Source organism: Micromonospora sp. DT228 (assembly GCF_049841595.1).
Taxonomy (GTDB): domain Bacteria; phylum Actinomycetota; class Actinomycetes; order Mycobacteriales; family Micromonosporaceae; genus Micromonospora.
On record NZ_JBNCKO010000001.1, the window covers coordinates 667302 to 694149 of the forward strand.

General features: G+C 72.0%; 29 protein-coding genes. 17 read left to right on the forward strand and 12 right to left on the reverse strand.

What is annotated here, in order from left to right; genetic code table 11:
- Positions 1–68 precede the first annotated feature (68 nt).
- The 3 genes from ACLQ29_RS02965 (at position 69) to ACLQ29_RS02975 (ending at position 2516) form a co-directional block, all read left to right on the forward strand.
- The gene (locus ACLQ29_RS02965) at positions 69–1115 is read left to right on the forward strand and encodes an Rv2578c family radical SAM protein (protein WP_425770102.1); all 1047 of its coding nucleotides are present in this window, start codon (positions 69–71) and stop codon (positions 1113–1115) included.
- A gap of 91 nt (positions 1116–1206) precedes the next feature.
- Positions 1207–1614 carry a CoA-binding protein gene (locus ACLQ29_RS02970; RefSeq protein ID WP_425770103.1) on the forward strand — a complete coding sequence of 136 codons (408 nt, stop codon included), beginning with the start codon at positions 1207–1209 and terminating at the stop codon, positions 1612–1614.
- A gap of 233 nt (positions 1615–1847) precedes the next feature.
- Entirely contained in the window at positions 1848–2516 is a 669-nt protein-coding gene (locus ACLQ29_RS02975; RefSeq protein WP_425770104.1) for a hypothetical protein, read from the forward strand.
- Here the strand turns inward: ACLQ29_RS02975 and ACLQ29_RS02980 are convergent.
- Positions 2493–3689, reverse strand: coding sequence for an acyl-CoA dehydrogenase family protein (locus ACLQ29_RS02980; RefSeq protein WP_425770105.1), 1197 nt, complete (start codon positions 3687–3689; stop codon positions 2493–2495). The genes ACLQ29_RS02975 and ACLQ29_RS02980 overlap by 24 nt on opposite strands.
- 179 nt (positions 3690–3868) lie before the next feature.
- On the opposite strand from ACLQ29_RS02980, the gene ACLQ29_RS02985 reads away from it, so the two are divergent.
- The gene (locus ACLQ29_RS02985; protein ID WP_425770107.1) at positions 3869–4411 is read left to right on the forward strand and encodes a DUF4190 domain-containing protein; all 543 of its coding nucleotides are present in this window, start codon (positions 3869–3871) and stop codon (positions 4409–4411) included.
- 13 nt (positions 4412–4424) lie between these two features.
- Here the strand turns inward: ACLQ29_RS02985 and ACLQ29_RS02990 are convergent, their stop codons facing one another.
- Positions 4425–5330, reverse strand: a complete 906-nt coding sequence (locus ACLQ29_RS02990) for an SDR family NAD(P)-dependent oxidoreductase (RefSeq protein WP_357241149.1) — start codon at positions 5328–5330, stop codon at positions 4425–4427.
- 119 nt (positions 5331–5449) lie between these two features.
- Here ACLQ29_RS02990 and ACLQ29_RS02995 point away from each other — a divergent pair, with 119 nt between their 5' ends.
- Positions 5450–5992: a DUF4190 domain-containing protein gene (locus ACLQ29_RS02995; RefSeq protein WP_425770108.1), complete on the forward strand. Its 543-nt coding sequence runs from the start codon at positions 5450–5452 to the stop codon at positions 5990–5992.
- A 76-nt stretch (positions 5993–6068) separates the two neighbouring features.
- Here ACLQ29_RS02995 and ACLQ29_RS03000 read toward each other — a convergent pair whose 3' ends face one another.
- Complete coding sequence (locus ACLQ29_RS03000; protein WP_425770109.1) at positions 6069–7025, reverse strand: HpcH/HpaI aldolase/citrate lyase family protein; 957 nt, start codon at positions 7023–7025, stop codon at positions 6069–6071.
- 119 nt (positions 7026–7144) lie between these two features.
- On the opposite strand from ACLQ29_RS03000, the gene ACLQ29_RS03005 reads away from it, so the two are divergent.
- From ACLQ29_RS03005 to ACLQ29_RS03015, 3 genes are all read left to right on the forward strand, one after another.
- On the forward strand, positions 7145–7966 hold the full coding sequence (locus tag ACLQ29_RS03005) for an SDR family NAD(P)-dependent oxidoreductase (RefSeq protein WP_425770164.1): 822 nt from the start codon (positions 7145–7147) through the stop codon (positions 7964–7966).
- A 10-nt stretch (positions 7967–7976) separates the two neighbouring features.
- A complete protein-coding gene (locus tag ACLQ29_RS03010) occupies positions 7977–8252 on the forward strand; it encodes a hypothetical protein (RefSeq protein ID WP_425770110.1) in 276 nt (91 codons plus the stop codon).
- A gap of 231 nt (positions 8253–8483) precedes the next feature.
- The gene (locus tag ACLQ29_RS03015; RefSeq protein ID WP_425770111.1) at positions 8484–9128 is read left to right on the forward strand and encodes a hypothetical protein; all 645 of its coding nucleotides are present in this window, start codon (positions 8484–8486) and stop codon (positions 9126–9128) included.
- 6 nt (positions 9129–9134) lie between these two features.
- Here ACLQ29_RS03015 and ACLQ29_RS03020 read toward each other — a convergent pair whose 3' ends face one another.
- The gene (locus ACLQ29_RS03020; protein ID WP_425770112.1) at positions 9135–10091 is read right to left on the reverse strand and encodes a DMT family transporter; all 957 of its coding nucleotides are present in this window, start codon (positions 10089–10091) and stop codon (positions 9135–9137) included.
- A 103-nt stretch (positions 10092–10194) separates the two neighbouring features.
- Here ACLQ29_RS03020 and ACLQ29_RS03025 point away from each other — a divergent pair, with 103 nt between their 5' ends.
- A complete protein-coding gene (locus ACLQ29_RS03025; protein ID WP_425770113.1) occupies positions 10195–10902 on the forward strand; it encodes an HAD family hydrolase in 708 nt (235 codons plus the stop codon).
- A gap of 40 nt (positions 10903–10942) precedes the next feature.
- Here the strand turns inward: ACLQ29_RS03025 and ACLQ29_RS03030 are convergent, their stop codons facing one another.
- Both ACLQ29_RS03030 and ACLQ29_RS03035 read right to left on the reverse strand, forming a co-directional pair.
- Positions 10943–11476 carry a hypothetical protein gene (locus ACLQ29_RS03030; RefSeq protein ID WP_425770114.1) on the reverse strand — a complete coding sequence of 178 codons (534 nt, stop codon included), beginning with the start codon at positions 11474–11476 and terminating at the stop codon, positions 10943–10945.
- A gap of 12 nt (positions 11477–11488) precedes the next feature.
- On the reverse strand, positions 11489–12358 hold the full coding sequence (locus ACLQ29_RS03035) for a PhzF family phenazine biosynthesis protein (protein ID WP_425770115.1): 870 nt from the start codon (positions 12356–12358) through the stop codon (positions 11489–11491).
- 33 nt (positions 12359–12391) lie between these two features.
- Between ACLQ29_RS03035 and ACLQ29_RS03040 the strand changes: the two genes are divergently transcribed.
- From ACLQ29_RS03040 to ACLQ29_RS03050, 3 genes are all read left to right on the forward strand, one after another.
- A complete protein-coding gene (locus tag ACLQ29_RS03040) occupies positions 12392–13678 on the forward strand; it encodes a magnesium transporter MgtE N-terminal domain-containing protein (RefSeq protein WP_425770116.1) in 1287 nt (428 codons plus the stop codon).
- Positions 13671–14321, forward strand: a complete 651-nt coding sequence (locus tag ACLQ29_RS03045) for a DUF1003 domain-containing protein (protein ID WP_425770117.1) — start codon at positions 13671–13673, stop codon at positions 14319–14321. Before ACLQ29_RS03040 ends, ACLQ29_RS03045 begins: the two co-directional genes overlap by 8 nt.
- Positions 14322–14397: 76 nt before the next feature.
- Positions 14398–15546 carry an Mrp/NBP35 family ATP-binding protein gene (locus ACLQ29_RS03050; protein ID WP_425770118.1) on the forward strand — a complete coding sequence of 383 codons (1149 nt, stop codon included), beginning with the start codon at positions 14398–14400 and terminating at the stop codon, positions 15544–15546.
- 356 nt (positions 15547–15902) lie between these two features.
- On the opposite strand, the gene ACLQ29_RS03055 is transcribed toward ACLQ29_RS03050, so the two are convergent.
- Positions 15903–16370, reverse strand: a complete 468-nt coding sequence (locus ACLQ29_RS03055) for a preprotein translocase subunit TatB (RefSeq protein ID WP_425770119.1) — start codon at positions 16368–16370, stop codon at positions 15903–15905.
- A 75-nt stretch (positions 16371–16445) separates the two neighbouring features.
- Positions 16446–17930 (reverse strand): trypsin-like peptidase domain-containing protein, encoded by a 1485-nt coding sequence (locus ACLQ29_RS03060; RefSeq protein WP_425770165.1) that lies wholly within the window; start codon positions 17928–17930, stop codon positions 16446–16448.
- A 299-nt stretch (positions 17931–18229) separates the two neighbouring features.
- Here ACLQ29_RS03060 and ACLQ29_RS03065 point away from each other — a divergent pair, with 299 nt between their 5' ends.
- The gene (locus ACLQ29_RS03065; protein ID WP_393312754.1) at positions 18230–18799 is read left to right on the forward strand and encodes an O-methyltransferase; all 570 of its coding nucleotides are present in this window, start codon (positions 18230–18232) and stop codon (positions 18797–18799) included.
- Between the two features lie 6 nt (positions 18800–18805).
- On the opposite strand, the gene ACLQ29_RS03070 is transcribed toward ACLQ29_RS03065, so the two are convergent.
- Both ACLQ29_RS03070 and ACLQ29_RS03075 read right to left on the reverse strand, forming a co-directional pair.
- Positions 18806–20281, reverse strand: coding sequence for a leucyl aminopeptidase family protein (locus ACLQ29_RS03070; protein ID WP_425770120.1), 1476 nt, complete (start codon positions 20279–20281; stop codon positions 18806–18808).
- 146 nt (positions 20282–20427) lie between these two features.
- Positions 20428–20595 (reverse strand): DUF3117 domain-containing protein, encoded by a 168-nt coding sequence (locus ACLQ29_RS03075; protein WP_007455245.1) that lies wholly within the window; start codon positions 20593–20595, stop codon positions 20428–20430.
- 190 nt (positions 20596–20785) lie between these two features.
- On the opposite strand from ACLQ29_RS03075, the gene ACLQ29_RS03080 reads away from it, so the two are divergent.
- Genes ACLQ29_RS03080 through ACLQ29_RS03095 form a run of 4 tightly spaced genes read left to right on the forward strand, consistent with a single transcriptional unit; the run spans position 20786 to position 25014 of the window.
- Positions 20786–21604: a PaaX family transcriptional regulator gene (locus tag ACLQ29_RS03080; protein ID WP_393366081.1), complete on the forward strand. Its 819-nt coding sequence runs from the start codon at positions 20786–20788 to the stop codon at positions 21602–21604.
- A 4-nt stretch (positions 21605–21608) separates the two neighbouring features.
- Complete coding sequence (locus tag ACLQ29_RS03085; RefSeq protein WP_393366080.1) at positions 21609–22400, forward strand: enoyl-CoA hydratase-related protein; 792 nt, start codon at positions 21609–21611, stop codon at positions 22398–22400.
- A 59-nt stretch (positions 22401–22459) separates the two neighbouring features.
- Positions 22460–23758: a DUF1800 domain-containing protein gene (locus ACLQ29_RS03090; RefSeq protein WP_425770121.1), complete on the forward strand. Its 1299-nt coding sequence runs from the start codon at positions 22460–22462 to the stop codon at positions 23756–23758.
- Positions 23759–23772: 14 nt separating this feature from the next.
- Positions 23773–25014, forward strand: coding sequence for a DUF1501 domain-containing protein (locus ACLQ29_RS03095; RefSeq protein ID WP_425770122.1), 1242 nt, complete (start codon positions 23773–23775; stop codon positions 25012–25014).
- 106 nt (positions 25015–25120) lie between these two features.
- Here the strand turns inward: ACLQ29_RS03095 and ACLQ29_RS03100 are convergent, their stop codons facing one another.
- A complete protein-coding gene (locus tag ACLQ29_RS03100; RefSeq protein WP_425770123.1) occupies positions 25121–26392 on the reverse strand; it encodes a cellulose binding domain-containing protein in 1272 nt (423 codons plus the stop codon).
- Between the two features lie 35 nt (positions 26393–26427).
- The coding region (locus ACLQ29_RS03105) for a cellulose binding domain-containing protein (RefSeq protein WP_425770124.1) at positions 26428–26848 on the reverse strand (421 nt) is incomplete at its 5' end.

The window sequence follows — 26848 nt, forward strand, 5'->3', positions numbered from 1 at the left end:
ACCCGAACGACCACGGGTGTACGGCGGGTCACTTGCACTCCACTCGTACGCGTGTTCGAATAGTGGCCATGCGCTGGGACAACCTCACCGCTCCCCCGGTCGAGGGAGACCCCGAGCGGGCAGCGCCAGCGACGCCACCCCTGCCGCTGGCGCTGCCCGGCGCCATCGCCCGCACCTTCGACACTCCCGAGTTCGCCGGGATGACCTTCTACGAGGTGCAGGCCAAGTCGATCCTCAACCGGGTGCCCGGGCAGTCCCGCGTCCCGTTCGAGTGGACGATCAACCCATATAGGGGCTGCTCTCATGCCTGCCGCTATTGTTTCGCGAGAAATACTCATACTTATCTCGATCTTGACGCCGGTGCGGACTTCGACCGGCAGGTGATCGTCAAGGTCAACGCCGGTGAGCTGGTCCGGCGCGAGTTGGCCGCGCCACGCTGGCGGGGCGCGCACGTGGCGATGGGCACCAACGTCGATTGCTACCAGCGCGCCGAGGGGCGCTACCGGCTAATGCCGCAGATCATCGCGGCCCTGCGGGATTTCGCCAACCCGTTCTCGATCCTCACCAAGGGCACGCTGATCCTGCGGGACCTGCCCCTGCTGCGGCAGGCCGCCGACGTCACCACCGTGGGCATCTCCTTCTCGGTGGGGTTCGTCGACGAGCAGCTCTGGCGCACCGTCGAGCCGGGCACACCGCATCCACGCCGCCGGCTGGACGCGGTCCGGGCGCTCACCGACGCCGGCTTCTCCGTCGGGGTGCTGATGGCCCCGATCCTGCCCGGCCTCAGCGACAGCGACGAGTCGATCGACGCCACCGTGTCCGCGATCGCCACCGCCGGCGCGACAAGCGTGACCGCACTGCCCCTGCACCTGCGCTCCGGGGCCCGGGAGTGGTACGCGCACTGGCTCGCCCGGGAGCATCCGCATCTCGTGCCCCGCTATCGCGAGCTCTACCGGGCCGGCGCGTACGCCCCGCAGGCCTACCAACGGGAGCTGACCGCCCGGGTGCGGATCGCGTCCCGCAGGCACGGGCTGCACCGGGGCGAACGAGGCGACAATCGCAGCCTGCCCGAGCCACCCGCACCGCCAGCCACCGAACAGCTGACGCTGCTCTAAGGCCTGTTTCATGAGGGCGGTCGAGCCGAGGCGGAGTCCGGCCAGTTCTCATGAAACAGGCCTTAGCCCGGGGCGGAGCTAGAGTCGGCGGGTGCGTACCGCTTCGCAGATCCTCGCCGACTCCGCCGTGATCGCCGTCGTGGGCGCGTCCCGCGACCCGTCGAAGGCCGCGCACGGCGTGCCGTTGCAGATGCAGCGGTACGGCTGGCGCATCATCCCGGTCAACCCGACGGCCGACGAACTGTTCGGGGAACGGGCGTACAAGTCGCTTGCCGACATCCCGCACCCGGTCGACCTGGTGGACGTGTTCCGGCCGGCGGCCGACGCCGTGCAGGTGGTCCGGGACGCGGCGGCAATCGGCGCCCCGGCGGTCTGGCTGCAACTGGGCATCGTCTCGGCCGAGGCGCGGCGGATCGCCGACGAGGCCGGCATGGACTACGTCGAGGACCGCTGCCTCATCGTCGAACGCGCCGCCGCCAACCTGACCCGCCTCACCTAACCCACCCCACCCCTCCCCGCTCCGCTCCCGCTCCCGCTCCGCCCCGCGGGCGTTGATCATGATGTTATTGCCACGACACGCCGATGGGAGTGGCAATAACATCATGATCAACGGGGCGAGACGGGGCGGGGCGGGGCGGGGGTGGGTTTGGCGGGGTGGGGTCGTACCGTGCGGGTGTGTCTTTGTCGCTGCGTCGCGTGCCTTCGCGGCACGACGGGCTCTGGCCTCGTCGGTTGCTGGCACTGACCGTCGCGGCGCTGGTGGTGTGGGCGGTGGCCGGCGCGTTGATCCGGGTGCCGCGGGAGGACTCCGCCTCGATGAGCATGGCCGTCTGGCTGGGCCTCGGCGTTCGCTGGCTGACCGGACGGTGGTGGCCGCCGCGGGACGGTCACCTGCGCTGGCGGGAGCGGGTCGCCGGCCTGGACGCGGTCGAACCCGGCCTGGTGGCCCGCCGTTCGCTCGCCGGCTGGGTTGATCTGGCGGCAGAGTGGTTCATGCTGCTCGTGGTCGCGGTAGCCCTGCTGCTCAGCCTGCCTGAGCAGGGCCGGTGGGTCGACGTCGTCCGGCCGATTCTCGCCGTCGGTGTCGCGGCCTGGTTGGGTCGGACGGTGTACGCGCAGGTGCGGTTCACGGGTCAGCTCGCGTTGACGCCCAGCGCCATCCGGCACGGCCGGCAGGTTCTCGAGTGGACGAACATCGACCGGGTCAGCCCGCATCGGCGCGACGGTCGGCTCAACGGTGTCCGGTTGCGGCCCGCGGTCTGGCGGTCGCTGCAACCTGCCCCGGTGGTCGGCGGCAGGGACACGGCGGTGCCGGAGGATCGGCTGATCGCCGCGATCGAGAAGTACCGGTGCCGGCCTCAGGACCTGGCCGGCGGATCAGAGCTTGTACTCCTTGAGTAGACCCCGGGAGATGATCGTCTTCTGGATCTCCGAGGTGCCCTCGCCGATGAGCAGGAACGGGGCCTCCCGCATCAGCCGCTCGATCTCGTACTCCTTGGAGTAGCCGTAGCCGCCGTGGATGCGGAACGCCTCCTGGACGACCTCGGCGCAGTATTCGGAGGCGAGCAGCTTGGCCATTCCGGCCTCGACGTCGTTGCGCTGGCCGGCGTCCTTGAGTCGGGCCGCGTTGACCATGAGGGCGTGCGCGGCCTCGATCTTCGTGCCCATCTCGGCGAGCTTGAAGGCGATCGCCTGGTGCTTGGCGAGCGGCTGGCCGAACGTCTTGCGCTGCTGGGCGTAGCTGACCGCCAGCTCGAAGGCGCGGATGGAGATGCCGCAGGCGCGGGCGGCCACGTTGACCCGGCCCACCTCGATGCCGTCCATCATCTGATAGAAGCCCCGGCCCACCTGGTCGGCGCCGCCGAGGATGGCGGAGTCGGGCACGGTCACCCCGTCGAGGATCATCTCGGTGGTCTCGACGCCCTTGTAGCCCATCTTTTCGATCTTGCCGGGGATGGTGAGGCCCGGGGCGGTCTCGCCGAAGCCCGGCTCCTTCTCGAGCAGGAAGGTGCTCATGTTGCCGTACACGGAGTCGGCGCCGGTGTCGGTCTTGACCAGGGTGGCCACCACCGAGGAGTACGCCCCGTTGGTGAGCCACATCTTCTGCCCGTTGAGCACGTAGTTGTCGCCGTCGCGCACCGCGCGGGACGTGATCGCGGAGACGTCGGAGCCGGTCTCCGGCTCGGACATGGAGAACGCGCCGCGCACCTCGCCGGTGGCCATTCTCGGCAACAGCCGGGCCTTCTGCTCGGTCGAGCCGTGCTGGGAGATCAGGTACGCCACGATGAAGTGGGTGTTGACGATGCCGGAGATCGACATCCAGCCCCGGGACAGTTGCTCCACCACGAGCGCGTAGGTGAGCAGCGACTCGCCCAGCCCACCGTGTTCCTCGTCGATGGTCAGGCCGAAAAGCCCCATCTCGCGCATGCCGTCGAGGATGTCCGTGGGGTACTCGTCGGCGTGCTCCAGCCGCTGCGCGTGCGGGATGATCTCCTTGTCGGCGAAGTCCCGAACGGTCTCCAGGATCGACGTCTGCACATCGGTCAGGCCGGGCGTCTGGGCGAGTCGGGCCATCTCAGCCTCCGGGGATCCGCGCACTACTCGTGGGTAACTGAACGCTGGGTCAGTATCGGCCTCCCGGGCCGACGAGGCCAAGGTGACCAGTCCACACAACCGCTGTGAAAAGGTTCACCGCTGCGGGTAGCGTCCGGCAAGAGGGACTTTTCCGGCACCGGCAGGAGGAGGACAAGCGCGTGAGCCACCCGCCGCCGTCGGGACCACCAGCAGACGAGCAACCGCCGTCACCCTACGAGCCACCCCGGGACCAGTCGCCCTACGCGCCACCGCCGGCCGGCCAGCCGCCGTACGCGCCCCAGCCCGACCAGCCGGCGTTCGAGCTGCCGTCGGACCGTTCACCGTACGGACCACCGGCGGACGAACCATCGCCGTACGGGCAGCAGCAGGGGCCGCACCAGTCGGGACACTGGACGCAGCAGCCGGCGTATCCCCCGCAGGGCCCCTACGCCCAGTACGGCCCGCCGCCGTCCGGACCGGGCCGGGCCACGAACGTGCTGGCGATCCTGTCGCTGGTCTTCGCCTTCGTGTTTCCACCGGCCGGCGCCGTGCTCGGCCACCTGGCGAAGCGGCAGATCCGCACCAGCGGCGAGGAAGGCGACCAGCTCGCCACCTGGGGGCTGATCCTCGGGTACGTGTTCACCGGACTCACCGTGCTGGCCTGCTGTGGCTGGCTGGCCCTGGTGGCCCTCGGCAACACCGGCGACAGCGGGAGCTACTGACCCGCCGCGCCGGTCAGCGGAATCGGGCCTCGCGGACGCTGTTGCCGCCGTCCACCACGAGCATCTGACCGGTGATGTACGAGGCGGCCGGCGAGCAGAGGAAGCTGATCGCGGCGGCGACCTCGTCCGGAGTGCCCGGTCGACCGACCGGGGTGCCCAGCCCCTGCTTGATCTCGGCCATCGTGGACGCCGCGGTGTAGATGGTGCCGGGCGCCACCGCGTTGACCGTCACCCCGTCCGCGATCATCTCCATGGCCAGCGCCCGGGTCAGCCCGACGACCCCGGCCTTCGCCGCGGCGTACGCGGCCTCGGTGGGCAGGGCGTTGACCGGGCCGGCGGTGGCCGACAGGTTGACGATCCGGCCCCAGCCCCGCTCGGCCATCCCCCCGATGAACGCCCGACTGCACAGGAACGCGGTGGACAGGTTGCGGTCGATCTCGCCGCGCCACTCGTCGTAGGTCAGCTGCGCGACCGGCCGCAGCACGCCCTGGCTGGCTCGACTGGCCAGGCCGGCGTTGTTGACAAGCACCTCGACGTCGCCCAACTGCTCGGCGACCGCGTCGGCCAGCGCGCCGACCTCGGACTCGTCGGTGAGGTCCGCGACGAAGCCGGTCACCCCCAACTCGGTCGCCCGCTCGTGGATGCGCCGGGTGGTGGAGACGATGGCCACGCGCGCGCCCAGGTCGGCGAGCCGCCGGGCGGTGGCGTACCCGATGCCGTCCGGGCTGCCCGCCCCGGTCACCAGGGCGACCCGCCCGTCGAGGCGCATGGTCACCGGGTCGGCGAGCGCGACCGGCTCGTCCGGGCCGGGGCTGCCCGCGGGCGTGGCCGCGCGGGCACGCCGGGCCCCACCCGGGCGGCTGACGTCCCGTCTGGGTCGGCTGCCGGAACGGTCCGCGGCGCGCGCGTCGAATGCCATGCCAGGATCCTGCCCGTTAGGACCGGTCCGAGCAACGCGGCACCCGGTAGTGGGGGCGTCGGGTTTGGGTTGTGCTGGCTACCCTGACAGCGCATCCCGACCTGACGGAGAGAGCTCGCATGACCAACCCCCCTCCGCCCGGCAACTGGTCCGACCCCACCTGGTCGGCCCAGCCGTCGAGCCCCGCACCGGATCCGACCCTCGTGGCCGGTCAGCCGGTGCCCGCCCAACCCGGCCCGGTCGACCCGTACGCGCCGGTCGACCCCTACGCGCCGGTCGATCCGTACGCCGGGGGGCAACCGCTGAAGGGCCAGCCGATGCCCGGTTACGCCCCGCCCGGCTACCCGCCGCCCGGCTATCCACCGCAGTACCCCGGCTACGGCTACCCACAGAAGACCAACGGGATGGCGATCGCGGCGCTTGTGCTCGCGCTCGTCGGCATCGCGTCCTGCATCACCGCGCCGGTCGGCGCGATCCTCGGGCACGTGGCGCAGAAACAGATCCGGCTCAGCGGCGAGGGCGGCGCGGGGATGGCGAAGGCCGCCATCATCGTCGGCTGGATCCTCACCGGGCTGCTCGGGCTGTTGATCCTCTTCTACGTGGGCGCGATCATCTTCGCGATCGCGAACAGCGACAACAGCAGCAGCACCAACAGCTACTGACCGACGGGCGGGGTCGGCGCACCGCCGACTGTCGGGCCGGACCGACAGTCGGCGGCGGTCGTCCCGGCCCGAGGTGTCACTCGGCCGGTGGGGTGAACGACGAGGTACGGCTCATCCCGGCGGCCCGGCCCTTGGCGGCGATCACGAGCGCCATCTTGCGGGAGGCCTCGTCGATCATCTCGTCGCCGAGCATCACCGCGCCCAGCTTGCCGCCGGCCTCCGAGGTGTAGTGCTCGTACGCGTCGAGGATCAGCTCGGCGTGGTCGTAGTCGGCCTGCGCCGGCTGGTAGACCTCGTTCGCGGCGTCGATCTGACCCGGGTGCAGCACCCACTTGCCGTCGAAGCCCAGCGCGGCCGAGCGCTTGGCCACCGCGCGGAACCCGTCGACGTCCCGGATCTGCAGGAAGGGGCCGTCGATGGCCTGCAGGTCGTGCATCCGCGCGGCCATCAGGATCCGCATCAGGATGTAGTGGTACGGGTCGCCCGGATAGTCCGGGATCAGGCCGCCGACCACCATCGACCGCATGTTTATCGATGCCATGAAGTCGGCCGGGCCGAAGATGATGGTCTCCACGCGCGGCGAGGCGGCGGCGATCGCGTCCACGTTGACCAGACCGGCGGCGTTCTCGATCTGCGCCTCGATGCCGATCCGGCCGACCTCCAGGCCGAGCGTCTTCTCGATCTGGGTGAGCAGCAGGTCCAGCCAGTGCACCTGCTCGGCGGTCTGCACCTTCGGCAGCATGACGCAGTCCAGGTTCGCGCCGGCGCCCTCGACGACCTCGATGACGTCCCGGTAGGTCCACGGGGTGGTCAGGTCGTTGACCCGGACGACCCGGGTCTTGCCGGCCCAGTCGCCCTCGTTGAGCGCGGCCACGATGTTCTTGCGCGCGTCCGGCTTGGCCAGTGGCGCGACGGCGTCCTCCAGGTCCAGGAAGACCTGGTCGGCAGGCAGCCCCTGCGCCTTGCCGAGCATCTTGACACTCGAACCCGGCACGGCGAGGCACGACCTACGGGGACGACCGACTGCGGCCATGGATGCGCTCCTTCCAGCGTCCGGCGGGCCTGCCGACGCCACCCGCGGAAAACTTAACGATCCCAAAGGGCGTTGTGACGCCACGGTAACCTCGCGCCATGACCGGGGTGAATGGACCTGTGGAAGATCTCACTGGGCGTCGACTGGTGGTGGTGACCGGGGCCAGTTCCGGCATCGGCCTGGCCGCCGCCGTGCACCTGGCCTGCCGCGGTGACCAGGTGGTGCTGGTCGGGCGGGACCCGGCCCGCCTACAGGCCGCCGCCGAGCGGGTACGGGAGACCTCGGGCGCGCGTCCGGAGCTGTTCCGGGCCGACTTCGCCAGCCTCGACGACGTGCGCCGACTGGCCGAGCAACTCCGGGCCGCGTACGACCGGATCGACGTGCTCGCCAACAACGCCGGCGCGATCGCGTTGCAACCACTGAGCACCGTCGACGGCTTCGAGATGTCGATCCAGGCCAACCACCTGGCCCCGTTCCTGCTCACCAATCTGCTCGCCGACCGGCTGGGCCGGATCGTGGTGACCGCCTCCGGCGCACACCGCTTCGGCAGCCTCGACCCGGGCGACCTGAACGCCCCGCTGCGCGGTTACCGCCCGCTGGGCGCGTACGGCACCAGCAAGCAGGCGAACATCCTGTTCACCGCCGAGGCGGCGCGGCGCTGGCCGGCCATTCCCGCGTACAGCTTCCACCCGGGGGTGGTCCGCACCCGGTTCGCGAACGACAGCAGGATCGTGGCGTTCGGCATGCGGGTCATGCCGTTCCGCAGCCCGGAGAAGGCCGCCGAAACCCTTCTGTGGTTGGCCAACCAGGACCGTGCCCGGCTGGTGGACGGGGCCTACTACATCGACCGCCGGGTGCGTCGCCCGTACCGGAAAGCAGCTGATCCACAAAAGGCCGCCAGGCTGTGGGAGGCGAGCGCCAAGGCCGTCGGTCTCGACTAACGTGGCCGGCATGCTGACACTCGTCGCGCTCGTCGAGTTTCCCGTCGGGGGCGAGGACGCCGGGCGGCGGTACGAGAACGCCGTGTTGGCCCTGCTCGGGCGGCACGGCGGCCGCCTGGAACGCCGGTTGCGCGGCACCGACGGGCAGACCGAGGTGCACGTGATCACCTTCGAGGATCGGGCCGGCTACGAGTCCCTCCTCGCCGACCCGGACCGGGCCGCGCTGCGCGCCGCCCTCGGCGACACCGCCCCGGCCACCCGGGTCATCGAGGTGCACGAGGTCTGACCTTCGGCGGCGGCGGTCGCCCCGGCGTTCGGCGCCAGAGCCTCGACCGAGACGAGCCACCGATTTTCCGGCAATCTTGGACACTTTCCGCCCAGCTAACGGGAAGTGTCCAAGATTGCCTCAGCAACACGCGCCCTCGAAGGTGCGGACCTGCGCCTTTCCTCACTTCAGCATGCGTGGGGGGTGAGAACAAGACTTGATCTTGCAGCGGTCGACGACGAACATCGAGGCATGGATTTCGATGCGACCGCCACCGCGCGCCAGGCCCTCTGGATCGGCGGTGGGCAATGGGCCGGCAAGTCGACAGTCGCCGTCAACCTGGCCCTACGGTTCGGTCTGACCGCGTACCTCTACGATCGGCACGACGCCCGGGGGCACGACGACCGGCGCATCGCCGACCGGGTCCGGCGCGGCGAGCCGCCGGCCGGCCCGGATCCGGAAACGACCTGGGTCCGCACCGAACCAACCCGAATGGCTGCCGAGACACTGGCAGGTTTTCCCCGCCGCTTCGCGTGGGTGCTCGACGACCTCAGCGCACTGGTGCCCGCCCGCCGGGTGGTCGCCGAAGGCTGGGGGCTGCGACCGGAGTTGGTGGCGCCGATCGTCGAATCGGTACGGCAGCTGGTGGTGCTGGTGCCCACTGCCGAGTTCCGCGCCCGGCAGATCGCCCGACTGCCACGTGCCAGCGTCGCCGTAGCGGGGGTCAGTGACCCCGAGCGGGCCCTCCGTAACAGGTGGGCAAGGGACGAAATGGTGGCAGCGGACTCGGTGGCGCAGGCTGAGCGGCTGGGCGTCCGGGTTGTCCAGGTGGACGGCGGCCTCGACGCTGATCAGCTGACCGACCTGGTCGCGGATCACTTCGCCGCGTACCTGTAGAGGCCGTCAGTCGTGCAGCGGGGTCGGGTCGGTCGGCAGCGCGGTCGGCGCGACCCGGCGAGCGGCCCGACCACCGCCGAGCACCACCACCGCCACACCGACCAGCAGCAGCGCCATCCCGACCAGCGCGTACGGGCGGGGTAGCTGACCCAGCCAGGCCCAGCCGAGCAGGGCCGCGCCGGGGGCTTCCAGCAGGATCAGCACGCTCACAGTGGTCGCCGAGATCTTGCGCAGGGCGTAGTTGAACATCGAGTGCCCGAGCAACTGGGCGCCGGCCACCAGGGCCAGGATGGCCAGCCAGGTTCGCCCGTCGAACCCGGTCAGTCGTACGCCGCCGACCAGGCACACAAGCAGCAGGATCAGCGCGCAGATCCCGTAGCAGATGGTGGTGTAGGTGGTGGTGCTGATGCTGGCACGGGCCCGCTCGCCGAAGGCGGTGTAGCCGGCCGCGAACACGCCCCCGGTCAGCGCCAGCACGTCACCGAGGACGGCCGTGCCGGAGACGCCCACGTCCGTCCCGGTGGTGATCGCCGCGCCGCCGACCGCCACCGCGATGCCGATCCACACGACCCGGGGCAACCGACGCCCCTGGACGCGGGCGATCAGCCCCTGCCAGACCGGTTGCGTGGCGACCAGCGCCGTGGACGTGGCGACCGAGGTGAGCTGGGCGCTCGGCACCCAGGTGGCGAAGTGCCCGGCGAGGGCGACCCCGGCCAGGACGCAGAACAGGCCCTCGCGTCGCCCCGCCCCCACGGTCAGCCTGCGGAACTCGGCGCGGCGCCGGGCCAGCGAGAAAGGGCTCAGCACGGCCACCGCGAGCAGGTTGCGCCAGAACGCGATGGCGAGCGCGGGAGCGGCCGCGTACGCGATCAGCGGCGCGGACGACGACACGGCGACCACGGCCAGGCCGACCGCGCCGGTGGTCAGCAGGTCCGGGGACGGACGGTGTGGAGGTGGGGACACGGGACGTAATCCTCACACGTATGACGGACAACACGGACCGTCATCGCTCCGTTACGATCACGCGGGTCCCGCCGGCGACCCCCGACCGCCCGGAGGCGTCCCCATGCCCAGCTACCAGGCGGTGTTGTTCGACTTCTTCGGCACCCTGACCCGTCCGGTGCAGCGTGGTGTCGCGCATGTCGGCACCGCCGAGTTGCTCGGGTGCCACACCGACACCCTTACCGAGGTGCTGGACCGCACCTACTACGAGCGGGCCACCGGCCGACTCGGCAACGCGGAGGCGACCCTGCGTTGGGTGTGCGCCCAGGCCGGCGTACACCCCAGCGACCACGCGGTGCGGGCCGCCGTGGCGTCCCGGCACCGGGCGGTACGCGCCGACACCTGGCTGCGGGCCGAGGCCGTGCCCGTCCTGGCGGCCCTGCGCCAACGCGGCCTGCGGACCGGCGTGATCAGCGACTGTACGCACGAGTTGCCGGCCTTCCTGCCCCAACTCGCCGTCGCCCCGCTGCTCGACGTGCGGGTCTTCTCGGTGCAGGTGGGGCACTGCAAGCCGGATCCGGTGCTCTACCTGACCGCCTGCCAGCGGCTCGGGCTCGTGCCCGCCGACTGCCTCTATGTCGGTGACGGCGGCAGCCAGGAACTGACCGGCGCCGAGCGGGCCGGGATGACCGCCGTCCGACTCGCCGCGCCGGACCTGGCCACACACCTGGTGTTCAACGCCGACCTGGACTGGCGAGGCCCCACGCTCGCCGCACTGGGTGAGGTGCTCACACTTGTCGACGGCTACGTCGACGTGGTCCCGGCCGGCTGACCCCAGCAGCGACGAGCGGCCCTCTCGCGGGCGGTCGCCGTCAGCGGCGGCGGACCCGGTGCAGGCGGAACGGTTTGCGGGTGGCCCGGACCGCCGGGGTGGCCCGGGGTGGCTCGGTCTGCGCGTCGGCGGGCAGGTCCGTGCCGGCCAGCGGCGTACCGGCCGGGGTGAGTCGGTTCACCGCGCACCCCTCGCTCGCCCAGCGGGCCACCAGGTCGGCGGTCGGACCCGGCGCGTTGAGGCGCTTCGCCGCCACCAGCGGCGCGGCGGTGTCCCACGCCTCGGTGCCCGGCCGCACCCGGCTCACCCGGGCCGGCCAGGTGACGATCCGACCACCGTGATCGCCGCGCAGGGTGACCTGCGCCTCGGTCGCGTCGGCCAGACCCGGCGCGGCCTGCTCACCCGGCCCGGACACCACAAGCAACGCGCCCTCCAACGGGGCGCACCAGAGCGCGAGCGCCGGCCCGCCGGACACGCTGACCCAGCACACGGCGGCCTTCTTCATCGCCTCGTCGACAAGCGGTGTGCTGCCCCCGGGGGCGTCCTCGTCCGTCACACCCGCATCCTCCCCCATCGGCACCTCCGCTCAACCCACGAAGGGCGGGACGGCGATCTCGCCCCGGGCCACCGGCATCACCTGACCGGCGACCGTCGCCCCGACCGCCACCCCGTTCACCGCGGTGACCGTGCAGGCCAGCGCGGACGGGCGGTGCATCTCCACACCCTGACGCACCGCGTACTCCGACAACCCCACGCCGGGCAGCAGCCCGGTCGCCACCAGCCAGACACCGAGGCCGAGCGCCGCCGAGCCGGTCGCCGGGTCCTCCGGGACACCCATCCCCGGCACGAACACCCGGGCGTGCGCGGTTTGCGCGGCGGCGTCCCAGGAGAAGACGCTCACGTGCGACACCCCATACCGCTGCGCCGCCGCCGCGTCCACCCGGGCGCGGGCCACCGACTCCGGACGCACCGGCAGGTACGGGAACTCCAGCCCGCAGCCCGCGACGCGCGGGGCAGGCCCGGCGTGGTCGTCCGCGGTCAACCCGGCGATCTCCAGCAACGGCTCCGGGTCCAACTCCGGGCCGAGGGTCGGGCTGCCACCGGTAAGCGTCGCCCCGGTCGCGGTCACCTCGATCGGCAGCACCCCGGCGTGACACTCCTGGGTGACCTGCCCCACACCGAACATGCCCCGCCGGCTCGCGGTGACCGCCGCGCCGACGCTCGGGTGCCCGGCGAACGGCAACTCCTCGACCGGCGTGAAGATCCTGGCCCGGTAGGTGGCGCCGACCTGGGTGGGAGGCAGCACGAACACGGTCTCGGAGAGGTTGAACTCCAGCGCGAGCGCCTGCATCTGCTCGGTGGCCAGCGCTTCCGCGCCGAACACCACGGCCAGCGGGTTGCCGGCGAAGGGGCGGTCGGTGAAGACGTCCACGATCTCGTAGGCCAAGGTCGACATGTTGATAAACACTAGGCGCTTAGGCTGGTGCCCGTGAGCACGCCGACCCGGGTCTACATCGCCCGTCTCGCCGGAGTCGCCGTCTTCGACCCGAACGGCGATCAGGTGGGGCGGGTTCGCGACGCCGTGGCCCGGCTCCGGGCGACCAAGCGTCCTCCGGAAGTGGTGGGTCTCGTCGCCGAGATGCCGATGCGTCGCCGGATCTTCCTGTCCATCAACAGGATCACCTCCATCGACGCGGACGCGGTCGTGCTCGGCTCCGGCACCCTCAACCTGCGCCGGTTCGAGAAGCGCCCGAACGAGCTGCTGGTCCTCCAGGAACTGCTCGACCGTCGGGTGCAACTCGACCCGGGCGGCCAGCCCGGCGCGGTCGTGGACGTCGCGATGGAGTGCACCAGGGGTGGCGAGTGGACGCTGACCCGTGTCGCCGTACGCGAGCAGACCGGTCGGCTCAGCCGCCGCGGCCACCTGCACCAGGTCGAGTGGGACCGGGTGCGCGGGCTCAGTGGCATCGCCGACAACCGGGGTACGGCGAACCTGCTCGCCGTCCTGGAGGACATGCGCCCCGCCGACCTGGCCAACGCGCTTCAGGACCTGCCCGACGCACGGCGTAACGAGGTCGCTGCCGCGCTTGACGACGAGCGGCTGGCCGACGTGCTCAGCGAGCTGCCGGAGCACGACCAGGTGGAGATCCTCGCCGCACTGGACCGGGAACGGGCCGCGGACGTGCTGGAGGAGATGGACCCGGACGACGCGGCGGACCTACTCAACGAGCTGCCCCCACCGGAGCAGGACGTGCTGCTGGACCTGATGGAGCCGGACGAGGCCGACCCGGTGCGTCAGCTCCTGAAGTACACGCCCGGAACGGCGGGCAGTGTGATGACCTCGGAGCCGGTCATCCTCCCGCCGGACGCCACAGTCGCCGAGGCGCTGGCCCGGATCCGGGAGCCGCAGCTCTCCCCCGCCGTCGCCGCGCAGGTCTTCGTGACCCGGGCGCCACAGAACACCCCGACCGGCCGCTACCTGGGCATGGTGCACTTCCAGGCGCTGCTCCGCGAACCGCCGGCCGACCTGCTGGGCAAGGTGGTGGTCAACGACATCGACCCACTGCGCCCGACCACCCCGCTGCCGGAGATCACCCGTCGGATGGCCACCTACGACCTGGTCGCCATGCCGGTGATCGACCGGAGCAACCGGCTGGTCGGCGCCGTGACGGTGGACGACGTGCTGGACCACTCGCTGCCCCGGGACTGGCGGGACCGCGACGCCCTGGTCGCCCCGGGCACCACCGACGCCACGCTGGACGGCGCGGATGGCTGAGCGGCGGCGCAACGTTCGGCTCGACCAACCGCGCGAGCCCCGGGGCATCAAGCTGCCCCGGTTCGACGCGGAGGCGTTCGGCAGGTGGTCGGAGGGCATCGCCCGGGGCATGGGCACCGCGAACTTCATCGTCGTCATGACGGTGGTGATCGCGATCTGGTTCGTCTGGAACACGTTGGCCCCGGCGGACCTGCGCTTCGACCCGTACACCTTCACGTTCTTGACCCTGGTGTTGTCGTTGCAGGCCAGCTACGCGGCACCGCTGATCCTGTTGGCCCAGAACCGGCAGGCCGACCGGGACCGGGTGGCCCTGGAGGAGGACCGGCGGCGCGCCACCGCGCAGAAGGCGGACACCGAGTACCTGGCCCGGGAGATCGCGGCACTGCGGATCGCGCTGGGTGAGGTGGCGACCCGCGACTTCCTCCGCTCCGAGCTGACCCGGCTGGCCGAGGAGCTGGACGAGGCGGGGCAGCGCCGGCAACGCCTGGAACGCCGCCAGCAGGACCGGGACAGCCGGCAGGAGAAGCGGAGCCACCGGCCGACCGACGGTGTCGGCCTGGACGAACCACGTGACGACCTGGACGGCGACTTCGTGCGGGACGCCCGGCCGGACGGCACCGGGCCGCGCCTGCCGGACAGCTGATCCGTGAGTCATCGATTGGCTCACACCGCCCCGGGCAGCAGCGGCAGCGGATGCCCCGCGACGTAGCATTGCGGGCATGTCAGCACCCGTGAGCACCGTCGAGGACGCGATCCAGGCCGCCCTGGCCACCGTCAACGACCCGGAGATCCGCCGGCCCATCACCGAGTTGGGCATGGTCCGCTCCGCCACGATCGCTGCCAGCGGCGTCGTCCGTGTCGAGCTGCTGCTCACCGTCGCCGGCTGCCCGCTCAAGGACAAGCTGCGTACGGACATCACCACCGCGGTCGCCGCGGTGCCCGGCGTGACCGGCGTGGAGATCGATTTCGGGGTGATGACCCCCGAGCAGCGGCAGTCGTTGCAGTCGCAGCTGCGCGGCGGGGGCGCCACCGAGGAGCCGGTCATCCCGTTCGCACAACCCGGCTCGCGCACCCGGGTCTACGCGGTGGCCAGCGGCAAGGGTGGCGTCGGCAAGTCCAGCGTCACGGTCAACCTGGCGGCGGCGCTCGCCGCGCGCGGGCTCGCCGTCGGCGTGGTCGACGCGGACATCTACGGCCACTCGGTGCCCCGGATGCTCGGCACGGAGGCCCGGCCCACCCGCGTCGAGGACATGATCATGCCGCCGCAGTCGCACGGCGTGAAGGTGATCTCCATCGGCATGTTCACCTCCGGCAACGCCGCCGTGGTGTGGCGCGGCCCGATGCTGCACCGGGCGTTGCAGCAGTTCCTGGCCGACGTCTACTGGGGCGACCTGGACGTGCTCCTGCTCGACCTGCCGCCGGGCACGGGCGACGTGGCCATCTCGCTGGCCCAGCTGCTCCCCAACTCGGAGATCCTGATCGTCACCACCCCGCAGACCGCCGCCGCCGAGGTGGCCGAGCGGGCCGGCGCGATCGCCCTGCAGACCCACCAGCGGGTGGTGGGCGTCATCGAGAACATGTCCTGGCTGGAGCTTCCGGACGGCTCCCGGATGGAGATCTTCGGTGCCGGCGGTGGCACGGCCGTCGCCGAGTCGCTGAGCCGGACCATCGGCGCTCAGGTGCCGCTGCTCGGTCAGATCCCGCTGGACACCCGGGTCCGCGAGGCCGGCGACGCGGGCAACCCGATCGTGCTGGCCGAGCCGGAGTCCCCGGCCGCGCAGGCCCTCGGCGCGGTCGCCGACCGGCTCGCGCTGCGCCGCGAGTCGCTGCTCGGCAAGCCGCTCGGCCTCAAGCCCGCCGGCCGCTGACCACCCGAGCACCGTCAGCCCGTCGGCCGCTGCTGGCCGACGGGCTGAGTCGTGTCGGTGGGTGGCCGCGGCCGGCACAGCCGACGGGGCCGGCGTAGCGGCGCAGCCGCGTAGCGGCGCAGCCGCGTAGCGGCGCAGCCGCGTAGCGGCGCAGCCGCGTGGTCAACTCGGGTTCCCGGAAGTCGGGGCATCCTGGGCCGGTTGAAAGGCCGACTCCCTGGAAACCGAGTCGATCAAGGAAGGTGCCGGGCCGAGCGAGGACCCGGCGAGCGCGGACCAAGCCCGGCGAGCGCGGACCAAGCCAGGCGAGCGCGGACCAAGCCAGGCGAGCGCGGACCAAGCCGGTGGCGGGTTGGTCAGGTGGCGTCGTCGTAGCTGGGGCGGGGCGCCGGGGCGGCGGTGCTGCTGGTGGCCGTACTGCTGGGGGCCGTGCTACTGGTGGCCGTACTGCTGGGGGCGGTGCCGGACCGGGTTCCGTTCGACCGCAGGTCCGCGGCGTTGGCCACGTCCTTCAGCTCGTCGTGCACGCCGCCGACGTCCGCACGCAGGTTGTCGTAGACGCCCTGCAGCGGCTTGCGGATCGCCGCCTCGTCCTCCTCGCTGAGGAGGTGCTTGCGGATGAAGGCCTTCGGGTGCAGGTCTTCCAGCTGGATGTCGGTGCCCAGCTCACGACTGAGGTCACCGGTGGCGTTACGGGCCATGTTGCGCAGGTTGCGCACCAGCCGCAGGCCGTCGTTGATGACTGTCGGCAGCTTGTCACCGAAGATCAACAGCGCCAGGAGCAGCAGCGCACCGATCTCCCACCAGTTCAGGTTGTCGAGCATCCCGCAGGCCTCCTCTCCGCGTCAGCAGCAAGACTACGCACGTCGGACGGCGTCCGGGCAAGGGGTGAGCGATGTTCACTTCGCGTCCGCCGCGAGAGTTACCGAGGTGTTCTGCCGGGTGGAGCCCCGTCGAAACTCGACAGATACCACCGAGCCGGGCGCGAACTTGCGGACCAGCGCGGTCAGGTCTGTCGGCTCGGTCATCGGCCGCCCATTGATCTTGAGGATGACGTCACCGACCTTCAACCCGGCGCTGTCCGCCGGGCCGGATGGCTCCACCTCCGCCAGCCGCAGGCCACCGCCGACGACACCCGCCGGGCCGTCCGCCCGGGCGCCGATCACCGTACGCCGGGCCTTGCCGGTGCCGATGATGTCCTGGGTCACCCGTTTGGCCTGGTTTATCGGGATGGCGAAGGCGAGCCCGATGTTGCCCGCCTCCTGCCCCTCGGCGACAAGTGACTTGATCGTCGAGTTCACGCCGACCACCCGTCCGTCGCCGTCGACCAACGGCCCGCCCGAGTTGCCGTGGTTGACGGCCGCGTCGGTCTGGATGGCCGCGTAGTAGCGGATCGGTCCACCCGGCTCACCGGCCTGCATCGTCCGGTCCAGGGCACTCACGATGCCGGCGGTGACCGTGTTGGCCAGCGACAGCGGCGAGCCGATGGCGAGCACCGGGTCACCGACGGCCAGGGCGTCGGAATCGCCGAACTCCACAGGCCGCAGCCCGCTACGACTCACCTTGATCACCGCGATGTCCGACTCCGGATCCTGACCGACGATTGTCGCCGGCGCGGTGCTGCCGTCGTTGAAGACCACCGAGGCCTTGCCGGCGCCGCCGGCCACCACGTGGTCGTTGGTGATCACATGGCCGTCGGCGGTGGCGACGAAGCCGGAGCCCTCGCTGGTCCCGCCGAGGCTGCTCACCCGGACGGTGACCACGCTGGGCAGGACACGTTCGGCGACCCCGGCCAGCGACTCCGGTTTGCGCTGGGCCAGCGCAGGCGCCTCCGCTGGCGCACCGCCGAGCACCACCCCACCAGCCCCGCCGCGGACCGCGAACGCGTACCCCATCGCCCCACCGAGGGTGCCGGCCAGCAGCGCGGTGAGTACGGGAATGAGCAACAGTTGGCGAAGCGTCGGCCGACCCGGCGCGTCCGGATCGGTGACCGGCTCGGGCTCGGAACCGGCCGCCACGACCCCCGGCACCACCACCGCGGTCGGCGCAGCCGGGTCCCGCCAGGGATCGGCGAGCGCATCCGACCACCAGGGCGACGCTCCGGCGGTGCCGGGCCCACCCGCTACCGGTGCCGGCCAACTCGGCGACGGCCGCAGCGGCACACCCGCCACGGGCGGCGCCTGCGGATAACCGGCGGGCGGTACGCCACCCAGCGGCACCACAGCGGGCGTACCGCCCGGCGGCACCACAGCAGGCGAGTTGCCGGCTCCCGGCATGGTTGGCGATCCCACCGGCGGGACCTCTGCCCCGGGCGGTCGCGCCGGAGCCGGAGTCTCACCGCCCCGGCGCCAGTCCCAACCGTCGGTCACGTCGGTGCCTCCCAGTCCGTCCCCGGATCCCGCGCCGCGTCGCCCGGCCACGGGCCGGTTCGGTCGCGGCTGACGGGATACCGCTTCCAGGATTGCACGGATGCGCGCGGTGGAGTCAGCGGTTGCCCCGGTGATCGCTTCCGGCGGAGGCCCGGCTGCGCCCCCTGGCGGTCGCCTCTACGCTCACAGTGCCCACCCGCCCCCGCACCACGCACCGCCCCCGGAGGTGCCCCATCGCCACGGTCGCCGGTACCGGCAGTTCGACGGCACAGGCTCAGCAGTTCGCCGAGTCGTACGTCACCGAGGATCTCGTCCTGCGCACCGCCCGTAGCCTGGCCCTGGAGGTGGGCCTCGACGCGGTCACCCCCGGCGCGGGAGCGGCGTTGCGGCTGCTGGCCGCCGCCGGCAACGCCCGTGCGGTGGTGGAGATCGGCACCGGCACCGGAGTGAGCGGGGTGTGGTTGCTGCGCGGCATGCGCGCCGACGGTGTGCTCACCACAATCGACGTGGAGGTGGAGCATCAGCGGATCGCCCGGCGGATCTTCGCCGAGGCGGGCTTCGCGGCCGGCCGTACGCGGATCATCACCGGGCGCGCGCTCGACGTGCTGCCCCGGCTCGCCGACGGCGCGTACGACCTGGTCTTCGTGGACGCGGAGGCGACCGGCTTCCATGCCTGCGTGGAAGCCGCACTGCGGCTGTTGCGCCCGGGCGGTGTGCTCGCGCTCAACGGCGTGTTGGCCGGCGGCCGGATCGGCGACCCGGCCGCCCGGGACGCGGAGACGGTGACGGTCCGCGAGACGATCAAAGCGGTCCGGGAGTCGGAGCACTGGATCCCCGCGCTGCTTCCGGTCGGGCACGGGGTGCTCGCCGCGGTGAAGTGCTGACCTGGGCTAGTCGACGCTGGCCAGCCAGCGCAGCAGCCAGCGCACGCCCCAGCCGGTGGCGCCGCGGCTGACCTCGTCCTGGTCGCCGTCCGCCCAGGACGGGGCCGACATGTCCAGGTGCAGCCAGCGGTCCCGTAGTTCGCCGGTGAACTCGCGCAGGTAGAGCGCGGCCAGCACCGAGCCGGCGCCCTGTGCCGGCGCGCTGTAGAGATCGGCGATGTCGCTGCCCAGGTATTCCGCGTAGTCGTTGTGCAGTGGCATCCGCCAGGCCGACTCGCCGGCCGCCTCGGTCGCGGCCAGCACGTCTGCGGCCAGTTGGTCGTTCTCGCTGTACAGGGCGGCGGTGCGCTTGCCCAGCGCCACGGCGTTGGCGCCGGTGAGGGTGGCGAGGTCGAGCAGCAGGTCCGGTTTGAGCTGCTGCACCGCGTACGCCAGGGCGTCGGCGAGGACCAGCCGGCCCTCGGCGTCGGAGTTGGTCGTCTCGCTCGTCGTTCCGCCGTAGTGCCGGATGACGTCGCCGGGGCGGAACGCCGAGCCGCTGACCATGTTCTCGGCGAGCGGGGCGAGCGTGGTGATCCGGACCGGGAGCCGCAGGGCGGCGGCGCCGAGGGTGGCGGCGACGACCGCGGCCGCGCCGGCCATGTCCTTGCGCATCAGCTTCATCGCCGGCACCGGCTTGATCGAGATGCCGCCGGTGTCGAAGGTGATGCCCTTGCCGACCAGCACCACGTGGGTACGCGCGTCGGCGGGGTGCCAGTCCAGCTCGACCAGCCGGGGGCCACTGGCCGAGCCAGCGCCCACGGCGAGGATCCCGCCGAAGCCCTCGGCGGCCAACTCGGCCGGGCCGCGGACCCGCAGTCGCAGGTCCGGCAGGTCGGCCGCGGCGGACGCCACCTGGTCGGCGAACCACTGCGGGGTCTTCACCGAGGACGGGGTGTTGGTCAGGTCACGGGCGAGGTGGGTCATCGCCGCCGTGGTGCGGGCCGTGGCGACCGTGGCCTCGAACGTGGCCGGGTCGGCGAGCAGCAGGTCGACGCCGTCGAGCGTCGGCGTGTCGCCGGCCTCGGTCAGCCGGTACCGGTACGGAGCGAGCAGCAGCCCCTCGGTCAACCCGCGCACCGCGGCCGGGGTCAGGTCGGTCGGCAATGCGACGGTGATATGCGTCTCATTCGCGGCGGAGCGGGCCAGGGCTGCTCCGGCCGTCCGCCAGGCCGCCTCGCCGCCGTCGCCGATGCCGAGCAGCAGGAGCCGGCCGGGGGTACGCCCGGGGCGCAGCTGGGTGTGGATCTCGCCTGCTCGGCCGTTCAGTCGCGCCGCCGACACCAGCGCGGCCGCCTCGTCGGCCGTCTCGTCCGGCGGGGCCGCGGCGGTCGACACGGGCTCGGCCGGGGCGTCATCTCCGGCTGCCGGACCGGCGGGACGGACAGGCAGGACGAGGACGTCGAGCCGGTCGGGCTCGGCGATCAGACGGATGGCGAGCACGCGGAACCGTACCTCCAGGAAAGTGTCGCGGAGCGGAACTCAGGCCGCCTGCCCGCAGTGATGAAGACCCTGAGCCACCGGTACCACCGGTGGCTCAGGGCCGCAGAACGCTCCGGGCGGCGGAAGCCGCCCGGACCACTCCTTACTCAGCCGGCCGCCGCCTTCAACGCGTCACCGAGCGCGTTGGCCTCGTCGGGAGTCATCTCGACGACGAGCCGGCCACCGCCCTCCAGCGGGACCCGCATGACGATGCCCCGCCCCTCCTTGGTGACTTCCAGCGGACCGTCGCCCGTCCGCGGCTTCATCGCCGCCATGTTGTCTCCCCTCAGACCTACACCAGGGTCGGTGGGTTGCCCCACAGCCACTTCGTCACGACCACCCGCAACGGTCGCGGGGGTGTCGACTGACGATTTTCCCTGATGAACACCGCCGGACCCAAACCGGAGCAGCATTGATGTAACAGCATCTAGCTTATCTTGAGAAGGCCTGTCACAATGTGCGGTCATGCAGGCACGGTCGGCACTCTTCGACCTGTACGGCGACCACCTCCGGCCGAGGGGTGGCCGCGCACCGGTTGCTGCCCTGGTCAAGCTGCTGGCGCCGCTGGGAATCGCACCGCCAGCAGTTCGCACCGCCGTGTCCCGGATGGTGCGACAGGGCTGGCTCGAACCGCTCCGGTTGATCTCCGGGCCGGGATATTCGATCACACCGAAAGCCGCCCGGCGACTCGACGAGGCGGCGTCCCGGATCTACCGGACCGGCCGGGTCACCTGGGACGGCCGGTTCGATCTGCTGGTGTTGGAGGCCCCGGGCTCCCGACGGGACCGGCAGCGGCTCGCCTCGAACCTGAGCTTCCTCGGCTACGGCACGCTCGACGAGCAGACCTGGGTCGCCACCCGTCCCGCCGATGACGTCGACCTGATCCTCGCCGAGGCCGGCATCCGGTTCGAGCGGTTCACCGCGTCGCACTTCGCCGGCACCCCCGGCGCGATGGGCGTGGTCCGGCGAGCCTGGAACCTGACCGAGATCGGCCGCGCCTACGAGCAGTTCGTCGCGGACCAGCGCCCACTGCTCTCCGCCGTCACCGTGCGCAGCAGCGACGAGGAGGCGTACGCGACCCGGTTCCGGCTGGTGCACGCGTGGCGTACGTTCCTCTTCCGGGACCCGCAGCTACCCCCGGCGCTGCTGCCCGAACGCTGGCCCGGCACCGCCGCGGCCAGCTTCTTCGACCGGCACGCGGCCCGCCTGCGTCCGGCCGCGGACCGGTACGTCGAACAGTGCCTCGACGCCGGCAACCGCCTCGTCCGACAGAAGGGTCGTTAGACACGTGACCGAGCCGCTGCTGGTCGACCGGACCGACGCCGTCGTCACCCTCACGCTGAACCGGGCGAACGCGATGAACGCGCTCGACGTGGCGCTGAAGGAGGCCCTGCGGGACGCCCTGGCGGAGTTGGAGACCGACAGGTCCTGCCGGGCTGTCGTGCTGGCCGGGGCGGGCGGATCGTTCAGCGCCGGACAGGACCTGCGCGAGCACGTGTCGACCCTGGAAAACTCCGCGAGTGACCCCCTGGGCACCGTGCGGACCCACTACAACCCGATCGCCGCCCGGCTCGCCAACCTGCCCAAGCCGGTGGTCGCCGCGGTCCGTGGCATGGCCGCCGGCGCGGGCGCGTCGCTCGCCTTCCTCGCCGACATCCGCATCGGTGGCCCGACCACCAGCTTCCTGATGGCCTTCGCCAAGGTCGGCCTCGCCGCCGACACCGGCGCCTCCTGGACCCTGCCCCGGCTGGTCGGCCACGCCAAGGCGGTGGAGCTGCTGATGCTGGCCGAGCCCGTACGCGCCGAGGAGGCCTGCCGGATCGGCCTGCTCAACCGCCTGGTGGAGGACGACGAGCTGGTGTTGCCGACCGCACAGGAGCTGGCCGCGCGCCTCGCCGCCGGTCCGACGGTCGCCTACGGGGCGATCAAGCGGCAGCTCTCCATCGCCGACGCCGGCACCCTCGCCGACGCCCTCGCGGCCGAGGCGCAGGCCCAGTCGATCTGCGGCGCCACCGCCGACCACCGGGCGGCCACGTTCGCCTTCGTCGGCAAGCAGAAACCGGTCTTCGAGGGACGCTGAACGCAATTCGCACGCCACCCTTACCGTCCTCGAACACCTGACGCCTAGCGTCGGCGTCCATGAGCGATCGTGAAGCGGTGGCGCACCTGCTGCGCCGGGCCACCTTCGGGCCGACCGCAGACGAGGTGGACGCCGCCGAGCGCGCCGGACCGGCGGCCACCCTGGACAACCTGCTCACCCCCACCCGGGCCGACCGTGGCGCGGCGGCCACCCCGCCGCCGGCGCTGGCCCCGGATCCGTACGCCCAGCTGACCAAGGACTCCACCCGCGAGCAGCGGCAGCAGGCCAACGCGGAGCGGCGCAAGCAGCTCCAGCAGGTCACCGGCTGGTGGCTGGACCGGATGGTGGCCGCCGAGGACGGGCTGACCGAGAAGCTGCTCTTCTTCTGGCACGGGCACTGGGCGACGAGCGCGCAGAAGGTCAAGTCGGCACGTGTGATGCAGGGCCAACTGGACACGCTGCGCCGGCACGGACGCGGGCCACTCGCCCCACTCGTCGCCGCGATGGTGCGCGACCCCGCCCTGATCATCTGGCTGGACGGGCAGAAGAACACCCGCAAGGCGCCGAACGAGAACCTGGCCCGCGAGCTGATGGAGTTGTTCACCCTCGGCATCGGCGCCTACTCCGAGGCCGACGTGAAGGCCGGCGCGCGCGCCCTGACCGGCTGGGTGGTCGACAGGCGTACCGGGGTGGCCCGCTTCGAGGCCAAACGGCACGACCCCGGCGAGAAGACGATCCTCGGGCAGAACGGCCGGTTCGACGCCGAGGCGTACGCCGGGCTGCTGGCCGCCCAACCCGCGGCGGCGACGTTCGTGGCCGGGCGGCTCTGGTTCCGTTACGCCGGCACCGACGTCCCGGCGCCGGAGGGACTGCCCGGAGGGGACACCGTCGCGACCCTGCGGGCGATCTTCTCGGCGCCGGCCTTCGCCCAGACCCGGGGCACGCTTGTCAAACAGCCGGTGGAGTGGCTGGTCGGCGCGCTGCGACAGCTCGGCATCCGACCCTCCGCCCTCCCCGAGCAGCAACACAAACAACTGCTGGCCGGCCTGAACGCGCTGGACCAGGTGCCGCTGCGACCACCGAGCGTCGGCGGCTGGCCGGCCGGAGCCGCCTGGCTGACCACCTCGTCGTTGCAGGCGCGGCTGCGGACGGCCGGGGCGCTCGCCGCCGCGGTGAACCCGGCGGTGCTGACCCGGCTGACCGCCGCGCCCACCGCCGGCCGACCGGACGCGCTGGCGCGACTGCTGGTGGTGGACGGCTGGAGCGCACGTACCCGCGCCGCCCTCACCCCGCTGGCCGGCGAGCCCCGCAAGCTGCTGGCCGCCGGCCTGGTCAGCCCCGAATACACAGTCAGCTGAGCGGAGGAGTCGACATGGACACCCAGACTCGACGCAGGTTCCTGCTGACCAGCGGGGTGGTCGGCGCGGGCGCGCTGGCCGCCGGCGCCGGCGCGTACCGCCTGCGGGACCTGCTGGACACCAGCGGCGACCGTGATCCACAGGCTCGCACGCTGGTGCTGGTGACCCTTTACGGCGGCAACGACGGGCTCAACACGGTCATCCCGTACGCCGATCCGGCCTACCGCGCGGCCCGTCCCGAGCTGGCGTACCCGGACTCCGAGGTGCTGCGGTTGGACGACGGCTTCGGCCTCAACCCGGCACTGGCCGGCCTGCACCGGCGCTGGTCCGACGGCGGGCTGGCGATCGTGCGCGGGGTCGGCTACCCGAAGCCGGACCGCAGTCACTTCCGGTCGATGGACATCTGGCACACCGCGCAGCCGGACCGGCCGGGCAACACCGGTTGGCTGGGCCGTTGGCTGGACTCCGCAGGTGGCGACCCCCGGCTGGCGGTCTCCTTCGAACCGGCGCTGCCGCCGCTGCTGGCCGGGGCGGGCAGCGCGGGCGCCGCCGTGCCGGTGACCGACCGGAAGGCCGCCAAGGGGCTGCCCGCGGAGACACTCACCGCGCTCGCCGCCGCCGAGGCGGGTGAGTCGGCGGCCCGCGGCCGGGCCGCCGCCTGCTTCGCCGACCTGCGGTCGGTGGACGAGATGATCCGCCAGGTACGCGACTCCGCCGACCCGGACGCGGCGGACCCGGACGGCGAGCAGGCGCCCGCGACGGCGACCGGTGGGGCACGCACGCCGCTGGACGCGCAGTTGGACCTGGTCGCGCAGTGCGTCGAGGCGGGAGTGTCCACCCGGGCCTTCTCGGTGTCGCTCGGCGGCTTCGACACGCACGCCGACGAGAAGCAGTTGCAGGCCGTGCTGCTGGGTCAGCTGGACCGGGCGCTGACCGGGTTCGCCGACCGGATGAGTCGCACCGAGGCGGGCCGGAAGGTGGTGGTGGCGGTCTACTCCGAGTTCGGCCGCCGCGTCCGGGCCAACGCCTCGGACGGCACCGACCACGGCACCGCCTCGGACGTCCTGCTGCTGGGCGCCGGCGTACGCGGCGGCTGGCACGGCGCGCCGTCGAGCCTCACCGATCTCGACGACGGCGACCTGAAGTTCACCACCGACTTCCGGGACGTCTACGCCACCCTGCTGGAACGGGTGCTGGACACCGACCCGGGCCCGGTGCTCGCCGACTGGCGGGGACGCCTCGACAAGCTGTTCTAGATGGTCGACGACGACGTGTTCTCGCCGGGACCGGCCGCCCAGGCGGGCACGTTGCCCGCCTGGGCGGCCCAGGATCCGGCCGTACCCGCCGCCGGCGGGATGGCTGTCACCTCAGGTGGGCGGCGAGCGGGATGTTCTGCGCCCTGAGGGCGGTGGCGATCAGGCCGGCGATCTGTCTGGCGCCGGCGGCCTCGAAGTGGGTGTGGTCGTCGCAGAAGAACGCACCGACCGCGCCCGTCGAGTAGTTGCCGTTGTTCGGGCACAGCCTGAGCGTGTTGTAGAGCGCCACGCTCCTCGCGTGCAGGTCGATGACCGGTACGCCGTTCGCGGCGGCCGCAGCCGTCGTCTCGGCGACGAAACCGCGATTGCCGACGGCGGTGCTGCCGCTGCAGGTGATTGCCGCGACCGGGGTGACGAAGATCGGCTTCACGCCTCTGGCTTTGGCAGCCGTCGCCATGACGCCGAGCAGTTCCTTGAATCGGTTGGCGCCGACGTGTCGCGGGCAGGCCGAGTCACCGTCGTTGATGCCGAACTGGATGATCAGATAGTCACCGGACTTGAAGCCGCTGTCGGTGTTCAGCATCGCCGACCACCGGGCGCTGTAGGCGGTCGAGCTGAGCGTGCACTCGCCGGCCGAGTTCTTGGTGGAGGTCACATTGCCCTCGTACAGCCACGTCTGGATGCTGCGACCGCCGACGGCGCTGTTCTGCACGGTGACGTCCGACGTGAGATAGGACGCGAACTGGCTGCCCCAGCCGATCGGACAGGAGCTGGCATTCATCATCGTGGAGTCGCCGGCCATCCACACTTTGATCGGCTCGGGTGCCGGCGACGTGGAAGGGGTCGGCGACGGCGTGCTCGGGCTGGGGCACGGCGTTGCCGTCGGCGTTGGTGTCGACGTCGGTGTTTGCGTTGGCATTGGCGTCGGCGTCGAAGTCGGCGTCGGCGCGGTGGGGGTCGCTGCCGGTGGGCCGGCACACGTGGTGCCGTTGAACGAGAACGACGACGGCACCGGGTTGCTGCCGCTCCACGAGCCGGTGAAGCCGAAGTTGACAGATGCGCCAGAGCCGACGGCACCGTTGTAGCTCACGTTTGTGGCGGTCACCGCCGTGCCGGTGACCGTGACGGCGGCGTTCCACGCCTGCGTCACGCCCTGCCCGGGGGCGAGGCTCCACCCCACGGCCCAGCTGGTCACCGCGTCACCGAGGTTTGTGACGACGACGTCGGCTCCGAAACCGCCGGCCCACTGGCTGGTGACCCGGTAGGCGACACCGCACGCCGGGGTGGCGGCCTGGGCGGTGGCGATGCCGAGCCCGCTGGCCGCGACGGTCAGGGCCGTTGCCGCCAGGACCACGAGACGCGATCGGCGAACCTTCATCGGGTTACTCCTGCCTTGATCGGAGACGCTCGGCATCACGTGGCGACGGTGCACGGGGAGCCGTTGAGGGCGAAACCTGTCGCTCCGCCGAGCGGGCTGTCGGTGACAAATCCGAAGCTCGTCGAACCGGCGGCCGGGATCACCGCGTTCCAGGAGGCGTTCACCGCCGTGGCCGCGGCACCGGACTGGGTGACCGTGGAGTTCCAGGACTGCGTGATCCGCTGGCTGCCGGGCAGGGACCAGGTAAGTGTCCAACCGTCGACCGGGACGGTCGAGGTGTTGCCAAGTGTCACGTCGAACTGGGCGCCCGTACCCCAGTCACCGGTCTTGCGGTAGGTGACCGCGCAGGCCCCGGCCCCAGGAGTGGGCGGCGCAGTCGTGGGCGGCGCAGTCGTGGGCGGCGCAGTCGTGGGCGGCGCAGTCGTGGGCGGCGCAGTCGTGGGCGGCGCAGTCGTG

Bases quoted from the DNA above. Each gene is read 5' to 3' on its own strand.
- ACLQ29_RS03095 (WP_425770122.1), top strand. From the start codon at position 23,773: ATGGACACCCAGACTCGACGCAGGTTCCTGCTGACCAGCGGGGTGGTC.
- ACLQ29_RS03025 (WP_425770113.1), top strand. From the start codon at position 10,195: ATGCCCAGCTACCAGGCGGTGTTGTTCGACTTCTTCGGCACCCTGACC.
- ACLQ29_RS03050 (WP_425770118.1), top strand. From the start codon at position 14,398: ATGTCAGCACCCGTGAGCACCGTCGAGGACGCGATCCAGGCCGCCCTG.
- ACLQ29_RS02990 (WP_357241149.1), bottom strand. From the start codon at position 5,330: ATGGCATTCGACGCGCGCGCCGCGGACCGTTCCGGCAGCCGACCCAGA.
- ACLQ29_RS03100 (WP_425770123.1), bottom strand. From the start codon at position 26,392: ATGAAGGTTCGCCGATCGCGTCTCGTGGTCCTGGCGGCAACGGCCCTG.
- ACLQ29_RS03030 (WP_425770114.1), bottom strand. From the start codon at position 11,476: ATGGGGGAGGATGCGGGTGTGACGGACGAGGACGCCCCCGGGGGCAGC.
- ACLQ29_RS02965 (WP_425770102.1), top strand. From the start codon at position 69: ATGCGCTGGGACAACCTCACCGCTCCCCCGGTCGAGGGAGACCCCGAG.
- ACLQ29_RS03045 (WP_425770117.1), top strand. From the start codon at position 13,671: ATGGCTGAGCGGCGGCGCAACGTTCGGCTCGACCAACCGCGCGAGCCC.
- ACLQ29_RS03035 (WP_425770115.1), bottom strand. From the start codon at position 12,358: ATGTCGACCTTGGCCTACGAGATCGTGGACGTCTTCACCGACCGCCCC.
- ACLQ29_RS03010 (WP_425770110.1), top strand. From the start codon at position 7,977: ATGCTGACACTCGTCGCGCTCGTCGAGTTTCCCGTCGGGGGCGAGGAC.
- ACLQ29_RS03080 (WP_393366081.1), top strand. From the start codon at position 20,786: ATGCAGGCACGGTCGGCACTCTTCGACCTGTACGGCGACCACCTCCGG.
- ACLQ29_RS03000 (WP_425770109.1), bottom strand. From the start codon at position 7,025: ATGGCCGCAGTCGGTCGTCCCCGTAGGTCGTGCCTCGCCGTGCCGGGT.
- ACLQ29_RS02980 (WP_425770105.1), bottom strand. From the start codon at position 3,689: ATGGCCCGACTCGCCCAGACGCCCGGCCTGACCGATGTGCAGACGTCG.
- ACLQ29_RS03090 (WP_425770121.1), top strand. From the start codon at position 22,460: ATGAGCGATCGTGAAGCGGTGGCGCACCTGCTGCGCCGGGCCACCTTC.
- ACLQ29_RS02995 (WP_425770108.1), top strand. From the start codon at position 5,450: ATGACCAACCCCCCTCCGCCCGGCAACTGGTCCGACCCCACCTGGTCG.
- ACLQ29_RS03075 (WP_007455245.1), bottom strand. From the start codon at position 20,595: ATGGCGGCGATGAAGCCGCGGACGGGCGACGGTCCGCTGGAAGTCACC.
- ACLQ29_RS03055 (WP_425770119.1), bottom strand. From the start codon at position 16,370: ATGCTCGACAACCTGAACTGGTGGGAGATCGGTGCGCTGCTGCTCCTG.
- ACLQ29_RS03015 (WP_425770111.1), top strand. From the start codon at position 8,484: ATGGATTTCGATGCGACCGCCACCGCGCGCCAGGCCCTCTGGATCGGC.